The sequence below is a fragment of the Aliiroseovarius zhejiangensis genome (genome assembly GCF_014656375.1).
In the GTDB taxonomy this organism is placed as follows: Bacteria; Pseudomonadota; Alphaproteobacteria; order Rhodobacterales; family Rhodobacteraceae; genus Aliiroseovarius; species Aliiroseovarius zhejiangensis.
Map to the genome: position 1 here is coordinate 559697 of NZ_BNCH01000002.1, position 13225 is coordinate 572921.

Sequence of the window (13225 nt, forward strand, 5' to 3'; positions counted from 1 at the left end):
TTAGTCGGTTTTGTCAGGGGGCATGGGCGGAGAGCAGTCATTCGCTGCGGGTGCTAACAATTCGGAACAACACACCAAAGCCGACATTCGATATTGCAAATTTCACGCACCCAACGGTAGATTTGCGTGGCAGTACATCTCTCTTAAGCTATCCATCTAGACCTTTCCGAAACAAGTATTGGTATCCCGCTATGCAGACCGAGGCCATAAAGTTTGAGCTATTTCAACTTATTAGAAACACAGAGATAGGTGCTGAGGTCACAAAATCACTCATTCCGGAAGGAAAGCCGATTTCATTCGAAACGGAACTCTGGGATTTCAAAAGAAAAGCTCCTGCCTTGGGAGACAAGCCAGATACGGCGGCTAGAGAAACTCACAAACTAGAGACGCACGAGCTCATTAAAGATATTGTGGCATTTCACAATTCCTATGGCGGATACATAATTTTTGGCATTGAGGATGCCGGAAAAGACCGAGTTGTTGGATGGGACCAAACATTGGACCTGGGGGACATTTCCAAAAGAATAAAGTCTCACACAGGTCAAGACATAGAGCTATTTCAAAATAATTTGAAGGTTGGAGAACGAAGTATCCTAGTTTTGCTGGTTCCAAGAAGGCGGAGGTCGGAAGAACCTGTGAAATTCATCAAGCAAGGGCCTAGTACACCGACAAATAAACCCGCTTACCAAAAGGGTTCAATCTACATTCGCAAGCTAGATGAGTGTCGGCCAGCAGAAAACTCTGCTGAAGACTGGGCGTTTTTATTTTCGGACAGAATTTTTTCTTTAACAAGTGAAAATCCAGCGAAAGAAGTTATTCCGTCAAATCTCCCGCCAAGAGATCCTGACATGGTTCAGTTTGTAGGCAGGCAAAAGGAATTATCGGCACTTAGGTCTTGGGTTCTGGACAAACGTAGCCCGGTGAAGCTGATTTCAGGAATTGGAGGCTTGGGCAAAACCTCAGTCGCATATCATTTTTGCGAAGAGTTGGCGTCGGTAGGAGCTGGAGACTTTGAATACTTAGCTTGGGTTTCAGCTAAAAAAACAACCTACGCGGCTTTACGCGGCAGCATGGTCAGAACGACGCGTCATGACTTCTCTACTGTCAAGGAACTTCTTCAAAGTCTAGCCGCTCTGTTAGCGGGGCAAAGTTCGATCGAAGTTGATACGGATGAAGACGAGTATGCAGACATTATTGTTGATGCGTTAACTTACACGCCATCATTTATCGTTGTTGATGATCTTGATAGTCTATCGCCTGAAGAACAGCGAAAATGTGCGACGGTTATGCAGGAAATCGGCTTCCGAACGGTGGATAGAGAGCACGCTGCTAGCAAATTCCTTTTGACATCACGACTTGATCAAGGGCTCTCTCCCACCTCCGTCGTCAAGATTTCGGGATTGGATGAAGAAGCATTTAACCTTCATGTTGACAATCTTTGTGACCAATTCGAGCTGAATAGGTTTGTGCCACGACTTAAAAAGCAAATTTATAGCACGTCGTCGGGATCCCCATTGTTCGCAAGTGCAATTGTCAGAATGGCCAGTATGGGCGAAAGGCCAAAAGATGTCTGTGATACATGGGCATCTCATGACGGTGAAGATGTGAGAGAGTTTGCGTTCAAGAGAGAGCTAGACAGGCTCTCTGTCGGGAGCGCTTCGGTGCTTTTAGCGGTAGTTAAGCTAGGTGAAGTAAGCTTGGACGAGCTGCTCGAGGCAATCGAAGTAACAAGAAAATCACTCTTTGAACACATAAATGAGCTGCAATCATTTCATCTACTCGGCAAAAAAGAAAACAACCAAGGGGACGTTGTTCTTTCCACTTCAAAAGAACTAATTGTTTCTGCGGGAATTCTGAAGAAAAAACTCGGACAGAGGGCGCAAGAGGTTGAACGCCGATGCGCAATCATACGCAAGAATCAAGGCGATCAGTCGCGCGAAGTTGGGCGGGGTATTCGGAAAATCTTACGGTGTCTGGAAGAAGGCGAAACAAAGCAGGCGCTGATTTTGGCCACCGATCTGTCTAAACGCAATCCGCAAAACGGAGACACGTGGTGTATCCTTGCGCGGGCTCACCTAAGTGTAAACCCGAAAGAATACCGAAAAGCTGATGATGCCTGTTCAAACGCCATAAGGTACTCCTGCACTCGCACAGAGCTTTTCGATTATGTGGTGGAATCCAAAAAGGGTATTGGAGATTGGCAAGGTTTGAAATCTTATGCTGATGGGAAACGCTTCAAGTCAAGAAATAAAGATCCGGGGTTGGATTCATACCTATTTGCTGTTTTCAAACTTGTTGCCCTAGCTGCTGAAAGAGGCAGTCATTTCGAAGCGTCGAAACACGCGATGGATGGCGTTAGAAAGATTTCAGAGAAAGTACAAAACAGCTACCTTCTTCCTGCATTTTTTGACAGCCTGGTGCAAGATCAGAACCGTCTGGCTGGATTGGCTCTTAAGCACCAAAAAATGTCAATTGAACGCCCAAGAGACAGCTTGAACGTCGCGGCTCTCGGCTTCGAATTGGTTAACTTAAACATCCAAACAAAAGAGGTTGTTAGCGCAGTATGCAAAGGGTTACAGAATTGGGCTAATGAAGTAAAAAGTGGAACAGTTCTCGATGACGCAGAGGCGGATATCATTGCAAACAACATTGGAAAACTAGATCGTTTATCAAGTTTGCTGCAAACTTGTAACCGAGCTATCGAATCCGATCTCAATTTGATTGCTTCAACCCAGAGACAGCTCGGATTTGTAGGGGCCGCATTTTCATAGCCTCAACTAGTTTGACATTCACGTGCACTACTACGCGCCCCCCGAATACGCACATGCAGCGAATGTCTACAATGTGGGTTGCGACTGCAGCATCGCGAAGACACGGCCAAGGTCCTTAATGGGCCGCTTCCGTCTCTGCCGATGGCTATTGTCGAGAACGGTTTCTTCGCGCTCCTCGAACGCTTCTAGGGGATTAGCCGGACGATCCGACGTTTTGTCCAAATCGGATGTTGTAACCATTCAGATCTAGCGCGTTGAACTCGCGCATTCCCCAAGGATATGTCTCTGGCTCCCGTGTAACTTTCACACCGTTGGAAGTTGCGCGATGGTACATTTCGTCCACGCCATCGATGTCGAAGTAAAGCCAGTTGGCACCGAGCTGTGGTTTGCCCGCCCAGAAATGTACGCATGCCGCGTCCAGGAGAATGGCGCCGTGGGTCGGTGGATCGCCCCAAAGAAATCTGAGCGTGAACCCTAGGCGGTCTACGTACCAGTTGCATGTGGCCGTAACGCTCGGCACCGCAAGGGTCGGGTAGACGGCAGAACAACTTATTGATGTCGGCATGCGTTCCTCCGCGTGGTAGATTCTTCCCATTGCTGCGTCGCCGATGTCAAATCCGGACGAGAAAGAAATAGAAGATGTTTGTAGGTTCGATCCTCTATGCAAAAGACTTTAGGGTGTTAGCCTCATTCTATGCGTCACTGGCTGATGAGTGCACTGCCGAAATGCATGACGACTATGCTGCCCTGATATCTGGCAAAAGTCAGATGATCGTCCTTCAGATACCTGAACCTCTCTCTACTCAGATTAAGATAGAGCGGCCGCCTCAGTTACGCGCATCCACACCTCTTAAGCCCATTGTGCGCGTCTCATCTCTCCAAGACGCCCTGGGCGCTTTGGATACCTTGGGTGGAACTGTGCGCCCTGGGTCGCCCCAATGGGAATTTCAGGGTAACCTCGTACAGGATATTGTAGATCCGGAAGGAAACGTCGTGCAGCTCTGGCAGTCAATTGACGAATAGACGTACTGGTCGCCCAAGCACGTTCTCAATCTGATCAAATCGTATGGCGGCGTAGGTCATTTGATACAAGGTGGACCGGCAGCAGATAGAAATCACCGTTTTCAATGCGGAGACTCGGTCAGGAATGGCCGACAACGTGCCCTTCGAGATTTCCGACGAGCGTATAGCTTCGCCCAACGTTCCAGCCTTTCTCCCTCACCAACTCCCGTACTCGATTGCTGCTGAGGTGTTTGTCACGAGACTTCTTGTTGCACGTGACGATCATGACGTCCTGCCGAAGCTCGGCGTTCTTGGCTAGCCAGTTCCGCAGTTCATCCTCGCTAGAGACCTTTACTCGCTTCAGTTTTGGGATGTGCATAACATGCCTCGGCGGATCTATTGTTTCTTATTGGCACAAATTAAGCACTCGCGCAAAACCAAGGGGGAAAGATGCCTCTTGGATGACAACTTGCGGTTCCACCAGAATACGGCTCGGCCTGCGAATGTCTGCAAACCGCGCTGCAAACGCAGCATTGCGACATAGTGTCGAGTGACGGCTCTGGGCCGCCCGCGAAGACGGCCCAAGTTGCTAGATTTCAATGGCCTCTGCAATCGCAAGGGCATCTTCCAGTTCCACGCCGAGATACCGGACGGTGCTGTCCATTTTGGTGTGCCCAAGTAGCAGCTGGACCGCCCTCAGGTTGCCCGTCTTCTTGTAGATCTGGGTCACCTTTGTTCGCCTCATCGAATGCGTTCCGTATGCGCTGGCCTCCAGACCGATCGACGTGACCCAATCTCGGACGATCCGGGCGTACTGGCGTGTCGAGATGTGCAGACGTTCATGGAACCGACCCGGCCAAAGGTACTCCGAGCCGACCATGAGCTCATCTTCCATCCACTTTTCGACAGAGGCGCGTGTGCCCTCGGATATCTCAAATCGCACAGGTTTCTGGGTTTTGCTTTGAAGGACCGATGCCCGTTCTTTGATCTGACCAGACGCCATGACGTCGACGACTTTCATCTTCACCAGGTCGCAGCCGCGCAGTTTGCTGTCGATTGCCATATTGAACAGCGCAAGGTCGCGATGGTTCTCGGCCAGTTCAAGTCGAACGCGGATTGCCCAAACGTGTTTGGGTTTCAAAGGCCGCTTCTGACCAACGATGCGACCCTTGTTCCATGCGGGGCGAAGCGCACGAATGGCCGGTAAGTTTGGTGTTTCCATGACTGATCCTCCGATCCGCCATGCCCTCCCACAACGACAACCCGACGTTGACGATGCCACCATATCACAGGATGCTGCGTCGCATCCGAGGTCGGCTTGGAGCCCAAACCTACCAAGTTCGCAGCTGCAGAATGTTGCCTGCGCAGAAAAACTGCATCCTCGCTGACGGCCCTTAGCAGTCGGTCAACACGTCCGGGTGCTTCTGAACCCTTACTTCAACGCAGTTGTTCGATAGGCGCAGCAACAAGGCGTCATTATCTGATGGAGCCACATAATGGCGCCGATATCCGAAATTGAGACACGTTTATCTTTTTTCGCGGTCGAGGCAGGTTTCGACCAAATGGAATAGACGAGATAAGGCTGCACAAACTGCTCTGTTCGCACTGAGGACGCCCAATGGTGAGTCAGCATACACATTCGCTCCAGCTCAACTCTTGCGCGAAACAGTAGATGCCGTTCGAAGTCAAAGAACCTTGCTTGGCGGTTAAATTCCCGAGACATTGGGGCAGATGGAACGCCATCTGTGTAATTCAAGACAGTAGGACTACAGGTTCGATGAGTGACGAAGAAAATGAAATGAAACAAGGGCCGGCTCTGCGGGCGGGCTTTAGAAGGGGTGATGTTTTAGGGGCAGCCGGGCTGGTTTTAGCGATGACGGCACTGGGGCTTGTCATCTTCGCCATCTCCGTAGTGGTGGTGTCGATGCTTGGTGAAGGCGTGCTCGACCCTATGACACTTGAACCTGGCCTTGGCCTGTCCGCTCAAGCGTTAGGGCTTGCCTTTGCTTTGGCAGGTGCGCTGGCTTCCACCGTTGTTGCCTATTCCGCACTGAAAGCGCAGAATTCTGCTGTCAATGCGCAACGGTCGGCTGAAATTGCCCGCGACGATGCCGCCCGGCGCGAGTCGTTGGAGAGGCGATCTGTCCAGTTGCGCCATGATATCCAGCGCCATGCCGAATTGTCTGACGCCACCCGCGCGGTCTTTACTGCGGCGGAAACCGTGGTCGAATTCGTGAGCGAGGATATTCGGCGTCTGCTGTCGGTACCCCTAGATCACAAAGGCGACCTTCCAGCCTTTGATGTTTATCGCTGTACGGGGCCGCTGATAACCGCACACAAGCATTTCTGGGAAAACCTGCACCGCGCCTGCGAAACGAATAGTCGTGATCTATCGCTTGACGCTTTGTGGTTGCAGCGGTCGGAGGAGCACCCTCTGCATCTGGAACGCCTGTCGGCCGCGGTCGGGCTGTTCGGAATGGGAGGGGCGCGCGGACATAGCGTAACTCCATCCACTCTGTCCGTGTTGGGAACGCCCATGACTCCGGTTGTCGCCAGCAATTTGATGACAATCATCTGGGCTGTAGCCTGCGATCAAGCCGCCGAGAAAATGGCGGAGGAAATGGGCGAGCTGACCGACGAGGTGACGCGTGGTCCCAACCACGTTCAGAAGCGCGTCGATGCCGATCTTGCCGATGCCCGCGGCGTGATCGACCAAGTCTTGGACAGTCAGGGCAAAGTCATGGCCCTCTCGGCACAGGCTAATGCTGTGATGCAGGAGATTGAAACGCTCTCGGGCTCGCTTGCCCCGGATACCGTCCCAACTTCGCTGGTCGAGCGACTAACCGCAGCTGATGTGGCACTGGATAGGCTTGTTCGGGATGCCACTGACCTACGCCGATACTTGCCCGATCCAAGCCAGGCAGCGCTTGAACTAGACATGGTAGAGCGTCAGCTTGACGAGGTTTTGGACGAGGTGCGCGAAACGGTCACCAGAATGACCGAGCGGCTGCGCGAGTCGAACGCCGAAATGGGCGCGCGTGTCGCCGAAGCGCTAATGGTAGCCCGCCATTCGCCGAATCCCAACCGAAGCGATCCACTGGCGGAACTTGCGGTACTGGTGGCTGGCGCGATCGTTTTTCCTGACGGCACGCTGTTGCGGGTTCAGGACGCCGAAGGCTGGTACTGGAAGCTAAACCCGGGCCTTTCGCTGATCGAGGACCTGACAGCTATCTACCAAGATCGCTGCGATGCCGGAGCGGGGCGACCTGATGGCGTATTGGATCTCGCGCGACTTTTACCGGACTCGGCTCAACTAGGCACTGCCTTTGGGACGGAAACATACGGCACCTTGCGGGAAAAATACGTTGGTCAAATACCGGTGGCGCAGGATGCCATCTGGCGCCATCTACGGGAACGGCGCGCCGCCTTGTTGGATGCGCTGATGCATAAGGTTTCGACCGGACCTTATCGCCCTGGCTCAGGGTCCGAGGAAGACCATAAACTGATCTTCGGATTGCTCTCGGGCAATACTATGAGCGGGGCGACTCTGCAGTTGGAGCCGGTTCCTGCACCGGCGACGACCGCCGAAAACGCACATGCTGAAGCGCTCGGCGCGGTCGAGCGGCCCCCATGGTGACAGCCTGAAAAGGGCATAATTACTGCCAGCATGACAACATAGCCAGTCAGTTAGCAAACCCAGTCACCCGATTTCCCAGAACAAGTTGTCTCTCGTTATAAAAATAAGTTGCAGGGTTTGACGGTGCATAACTGGGGTTTGCCAAGCAGATGTCCTGTGTAACGGCATAGTGGCGTGTACGACTGTCTGGTTTCCGCACTCCTTGTAGGGGAACTAATGATCGTTACGTAATTCACGCACGCACAGCGAATAGCAGAAAAGTCCCGCACACTACCGGTCCGCAGCATCCAAGATCTTGCGCGCGCAGCGAATGGCCGGTCTGACGGGCCGCACCGCAGCGACAGCTACCCATGACCAATGTCTGCAATGGGCCGCAAACGCAAGCAACGTCGAGTTTTGGAAGCAGGGAAAAACGCTCTCACTGAACTGACATCGGTCGCAGCATGTCGTCGGTGTCAAGGTTGAGCGCGCTGCGCCAGAGCGAGGTCTTGAACACATGACACACGTGCTTGCCGGCGGCTTCCTCGCGGGTCTCGGTCAACAGTCCCGCCCATTCGAGCGGTCGCAGCACACAAGATGAGAAGACGGCCATCTCCCGCCACCCCGCGGTGTGCCAGTCCTGTGGTTCACCGTAGAAGGTTTCGAACAAGGCGGCCTCGGTCGTACCAGGATCGGCTTCTACATTGATCACATTCATCCAGATGTCCCATTTTCCGAAAGGACGGCCGTCGAAGCGCGCATAGGAAGCGTGATCGATCTGAAACAGGAAGTACGGGATCAGTTCGGCAAAAAGGCGTCCAGGCGCACCCGCCAGTTCTGCGCCACGTTTGGTGAGCCGAAATTCACCTTTGAAGTGACGCCCCATGCGCAGCGAAATCAGCAGGAAATGCAGAACCTCGAGCGGCGGAAACTCATATTCGTTGACCACTTTGTTGTAGCGGAACATCTCTTCTGCGGTTTTACCCGGCCAGTCGAAATTCTCGACGGCCCAATGGACGAAGACGCGCTTGAATGCCTTGGTTTTAGTCAGACCGATTGATCCGTGCTCCCGCGCATATTTCAGGGTCAGGAGAGCGCCCCGCAGCAGCGGAGATTGCGCGAGGTCGGGGTGGTCATCGGCGAGAGTGCGAAATTCGATCATTTCTGGACAGTGCCACAGACGGCGCTGCAGTTCCATGATGCCCGCTGAATGATCATTCGGCGGCACCGAGATAATGCTTCCGCAACGAACGGCGGCTTCGACGGGCTGCATCGCAGCACCTCGGCATCTGACGAGTGACCGCAAAGGGCCGGGATATACTGTCGCACCGAGTTTTACAGGCTGCATTCCCAAACCAAAATCATCAAATGCACAAGACTGCCTAGGGGGATGGTGTGGGGGATATGGATTTAGGTAAGCTAAAATTTCATTTACTAACAATTACTTACGGATGTAAGTGGCGGAGAGACAGGGATTCGAACCCTGGGTGGGCTTGCACCCACAACGGTTTTCGAGACCGCCCCGTTCGACCACTCCGGCACCTCTCCGCGGGGGTCTTGGGGGGCATAATTCGACCGCGCGGCATGTGCAAGCCATTTTTTGAACAATTCATCGCCGAACAGCGGTTTCGTGATCGGGCAGAGCTTGGCACCCGCCCGGTGGGGGGCTAGGCTGCGGGGGATCGAAGCAGTCGAAAAGGCAGATGTTGCAATGAAACTCGACAGATTGGCGCCCATGTTGCCGCGGCTGGGTCCGACAATGATGGCCTTTGTTCTGTTGGTGCTGGGGGCGGTGTCCGCAGCACAGGCGGCCGAGGAACAGGAGATCCGCGAATTTCTGAAGGTCACGGGGTTTGACGTGGCGATTGCGTCGATCCAGCAAGGCGCGATGGCAGGCCCGGCGTTGACCGGCGAAGATCCCGATGTGTTCGGTCGCCAATGGGTCAAGCTGGCCGAAGAGGTGTTCGACCCTGACGAGATGATCTCGGAAGCCGTTGAGATGATCGCGGCTGTGATGCCGGACGAGTTGTTGGACCATGGCGCGGCCTTCTATGGCAGCCCGCTGGGTCAACGCCTGGTCGAGGTGGAAAACGAAAGCCACATGGCCGATGACACCGTGAAATACGCCGAGGGCGAACGGCTGACCGGCGAGTTGCTGAAGCAGAACAGCATTCGCATTGAGCTGTTTCGGGAAATGGGCACGGCGATCGGGTCCACGGAAACGGCGATCCGGTCGATTGTCGAAATCCAGGTGCGATACCTGATGGCCGCCGTTGCGGCCGGGGTCAGTGATTTCGACATCTCGGAGGAGGACCTGCGCCTGATGCTGATGGAGCAGAGCGACGAGATGCGCAAGAACATTGAGGTCAACAGCCTTGTGGCCAATGCCTATGCCTATCGTGATCTGTCGGACGAAGAGCTGATCGATTATCTGGCGGCGCTTCAGGATCCGAAGATGGGTCAGGTTTATGAAATTCTGAACGCGGTCCAGTATCAGATCATGGCGGAACGCTATGAAACCCTGGCCAGCCGTCTGGTCGATCTGCAACCCGAACAGGAGTTGTGATGCCCCATCGCCTGCGCCCTTTTCTGCGCGTCGCGGCTGTGCTTGTTGCGCTGGCGATCGGCGGTGGTGCGGCAGAGGGGTGGGCAGAGGTGCGCGATCAGTCGCCGACGGCACACGACACGGCGCAAGCGCAAGCCTATGACACGCTGTGGTCGCTTTTGCGGCTGAATGATCTGCTGGACATCATGCAGGTGGAAGGCGCCACCATGGCGCTTGAGTCAGATGTCGACCTTTTGGGACATCCCGGCGGGACGGCGTGGGAGCGGCGGGTTCAGGCCATTTATGACATCGACCGGCTGAAAGCCGATGCCGAAAGCGCGATGGAGGCGGCGCTGGACCCAGCGCATCTTGAGGCGCTGAACAGCTTCTATGCCTCCGAAAACATGCAGCGCGTGGTTGAACTTGAGATCTCGGCGCGCCGCGCCTTTCTGGAACCCGAGGTCGAAGACCGCGCCCGCACCGCCTGGCTGAGCGGGCGCGCGTTGACGCCGCATGAAGACGCCATTCTGCGTTTTGTCGAGGTCAATGACCTGGTCGAACGCAATGTCATGGGGGCGCTGAATTCGAACTATGCCTTTTTGCGGGCGATGACCGATGCCCATCCAGTGGCGGCCGAGAAACTGACCGAGCAGGAAATCCTGTTCGAAGTCTGGTCGCAGGAGACGGAAATCCGGCGTGACACGTCCGAATGGCTGTTTGCCTTCCTGTCGACGGCCTATGGCCCGGTGTCACAAAAGGTGCTGGACGACTACGTTTCCTTTTCGGCCACCCCGGCGGGTCACGCGCTGAACCATGCGATGTTCGAGGCGCTGGACCAGATCTATATCCGGTTGTCCTCGGATCTTGGCCGCGCCGTGGGCGAGTTTGGGGCGCAGCAAGACCTGTGATGCCGGATCACGGCGGGTGGTGATCCGGGCAGGGCGCGCGCTCAGTCGTCGGGCACCCCGTCCAGTCCTTTCAGCCCGTCCAGCATCTCGCCCAGATGCGCCTCGTACCGGCGCCATTTGCCGATGGACGAGCTGTAGAGCGGTTGACGCACCTGCGCCAGTGACAGCGTTTTCACATCCCGGTCGGTCTTGTGGAAATCCAGGCAGGCGTCCTCCCAGTCCAACTCACAGAACTCCAGCAGCTTGCGCACTTCGTGTTCGGGGTTGGCGACGAGGGATTCGTATTCCAGCTCGTATATCCGGTCAGGTGCCATCTCGCGCCACAGGGCAAGGTATTCGGTGAACAGGCGATAGGTCTCGACAAGATCGGATTGGGTGTATGTGTAAAGATGCAGCCCCGTGACAAAGCGGTTCTTGAACATCGACCACAGGTTGTCACGCGGATCGCGGCGCAGCGCGACGATCTTGGCGTTGGGCAGCGCCAGCCACGAAAGCGGCGCGATCTGATAGGTCGAGATCGTTTTGTCGGTGATCCGTTCGGCCCCCGGCAGACGAATGTCGATGGCGGCCTGATAGGCGCGACCGATGCCCTCAAGCTGGGCCGGGGTCATGTCGGCAATAGTGCCCCCGTCGCGGTCGGTTTTCGCCACCGCCTCGAACGCCAGAGGATGCAGGATACTCAACTCGTCCCCGCCGGTGATGGTCGAGTGGCTGGCCAGGATCTGTTCGACCAGCGTGGTCCCGGACCGGGGCAAGCCGGTGACAAAGATGGTCTGGTTGTCCTGAAACCCGACCGTGCCGATCCGGTCGGGGTCGAACCCGTCCAGAAACGCGCGCAGCTTGTCGAAATCCCGTTGGGCCTTGGCGCGTCCATAGGGGTGGCGCCTGGCCATGATTTCGTTCGCGCGCGACAGGTAGTGCCAGGCCTGATCGTAATCGCCCGTGTCTTCCATCACCTTCAGAAGACCATAGCCCAGATCCATCCGGCCTTCGTCGGGCAGGTCATCGCGCTGCCACAAATCCTGCATTTCGGTGACCACCGGATCATCGGCGGCAAGTTTCTTGCCATGAGCGATCATCCGGTAAATCGCGCCCGAGCGGACACCGCGGGTCAGCGCGTCGCGCAGCAGGGCGTCGGCTTCGTCCATCGCGCCTTCCTGCTGCAGCATGTTGGCGGCAATAGTGATCACGCGCAGGCTGTTGGGATCTGCCTCAAGTGCCGCCTTGATCTGCGTATGCGCACCGTCGGCATCGCCGGCCAGTTTGCGCGCCACCGCGCCAAGGGCAAGCGTTTCGCCGGTGGGGGACGCAAGCCGTTCCAGATGATCCAGATCGGCCCGTGCGGCGGCCGCGTTTTCCAGCGTCAGATGAGCCTGCGCGCGCGTCATCAGGGCCAGGCGATTATCGGGATCCTGTTTCAAAAGGCGATCCAGACACTCCACCGCCTCGGTCGGCGACCCCAGATCCTGATAGAGCTTGCCCAGATTGCCCAGAACGATCGGGTTGTGCGGAATCAGCCGCCTTGCGTGCAACAGAAAGGGCCTGGCCTCCTGATGACGCCCTTCGGCCAGCAGCAGTTGGCCCAGCTGTGCGGCGGCCTCGCCATAATCGGGATCAATGGACAAGGCATGGCGAAAGCCGGCCTCTGCCTCGTCGGTGCGGCCAAGACTGGCAAGGGCGGCCCCGTGGATGGTGGACAGTATTTCACTGCCGCCGCGGGTCGCGATCAACTGGCGCGCCTGTGCTTCGGCTTGGGCCATGTGACCGGCATTGACGAGACCCACCAGGGCGTTGATTTCATCCTTCGACACGTTCGTGGTCACGCGCGCGGTGCTGGTCTGGACCGCCTGCATTGCCTTGGCGATGGCCTTGCGGTCACGCGCGCCCAGCTTGGCGGCCTTCAAACGCGCCTTCGCAGCCTTCAGCGCCGCGTCATCGCCATGGGCGGCAATGGCGGCAGCGTAAGCCTGCCACACCTTCATCTCGCCCGGTGCCAGCTCGGCCGCGCGGGCCAGAAAGTGGCTAGCGTCCTTCGGACGCCCGGCCTGCATGTGGATCTGCCCCATGTGAAACGGGATCTCGGCGCGGGTCGGGGCGAGTTTGGCCATCTGCGCCAGCAGATCCAGCGCCTCGCGCGGTTTGCCGCTGCGCGCCAGCCCCATCGCGCGATTGAACATGACCGGGATCTGGTTGGCATTCAGCGGCAGCATCGCGGGCTCCTTGCGCTTGGGTCGGCGGGGTTGGGCAGGGGGCTGCACCGCCGCAGGGTTTCCTTTCATGGCCTAATATGTCATGCGAAGGGTCGCAAGGGGCGGTGCGGGCACTGGCGTGCGCGGGATGCGATTTTCCCCGGAAATCGTCTTGACTTACGGGCGTTTTCACC

The 13225-nt window shown here is 56.0% G+C and carries 8 protein-coding genes and 1 tRNA gene; 4 read left to right on the forward strand and 5 right to left on the reverse strand.

The window, feature by feature from the left end; translation table 11 throughout:
- Window positions 1–191 precede the first annotated feature (191 nt).
- Entirely contained in the window at window positions 192–2771 is a 2580-nt protein-coding gene (locus IE188_RS07435) for an ATP-binding protein (protein ID WP_191285824.1), read from the forward strand.
- Between the two features lie 193 nt (window positions 2772–2964).
- On the opposite strand, the gene IE188_RS16885 is transcribed toward IE188_RS07435, so the two are convergent.
- Window positions 2965–3366 carry a VOC family protein gene (locus IE188_RS16885; protein ID WP_407648183.1) on the reverse strand — a complete coding sequence of 134 codons (402 nt, stop codon included), beginning with the start codon at window positions 3364–3366 and terminating at the stop codon, window positions 2965–2967.
- Window positions 3367–4362: 996 nt separating this feature from the next.
- Window positions 4363–4995, reverse strand: coding sequence for a tyrosine-type recombinase/integrase (locus tag IE188_RS07445; protein ID WP_093037018.1), 633 nt, complete (start codon window positions 4993–4995; stop codon window positions 4363–4365).
- 555 nt (window positions 4996–5550) lie between these two features.
- Between IE188_RS07445 and IE188_RS07450 the strand changes: the two genes are divergently transcribed.
- Window positions 5551–7410, forward strand: a complete 1860-nt coding sequence (locus IE188_RS07450; RefSeq protein ID WP_191285826.1) for a hypothetical protein — start codon at window positions 5551–5553, stop codon at window positions 7408–7410.
- Window positions 7411–7828: 418 nt separating this feature from the next.
- On the opposite strand, the gene IE188_RS07455 is transcribed toward IE188_RS07450, so the two are convergent.
- Together IE188_RS07455 and IE188_RS07460 are read right to left on the reverse strand one after the other, a co-directional pair.
- Complete coding sequence (locus tag IE188_RS07455) at window positions 7829–8551, reverse strand: hypothetical protein (protein ID WP_229836624.1); 723 nt, start codon at window positions 8549–8551, stop codon at window positions 7829–7831.
- A 296-nt stretch (window positions 8552–8847) separates the two neighbouring features.
- A tRNA-Ser gene (locus IE188_RS07460) sits at window positions 8848–8937 on the reverse strand.
- Window positions 8938–9100: 163 nt separating this feature from the next.
- Between IE188_RS07460 and IE188_RS07465 the strand changes: the two genes are divergently transcribed.
- Window positions 9101–9955 carry a DUF2059 domain-containing protein gene (locus tag IE188_RS07465; RefSeq protein ID WP_191285827.1) on the forward strand — a complete coding sequence of 285 codons (855 nt, stop codon included), beginning with the start codon at window positions 9101–9103 and terminating at the stop codon, window positions 9953–9955.
- Window positions 9955–10842, forward strand: coding sequence for a DUF2059 domain-containing protein (locus IE188_RS07470; RefSeq protein ID WP_191285828.1), 888 nt, complete (start codon window positions 9955–9957; stop codon window positions 10840–10842). The genes IE188_RS07465 and IE188_RS07470 overlap by 1 nt, the downstream gene beginning before the upstream one ends.
- A gap of 41 nt (window positions 10843–10883) precedes the next feature.
- Here IE188_RS07470 and IE188_RS07475 read toward each other — a convergent pair whose 3' ends face one another.
- Complete coding sequence (locus IE188_RS07475) at window positions 10884–13052, reverse strand: tetratricopeptide repeat-containing sulfotransferase family protein (RefSeq protein WP_191285829.1); 2169 nt, start codon at window positions 13050–13052, stop codon at window positions 10884–10886.
- Window positions 13053–13225: the final 173 nt, after the last annotated feature.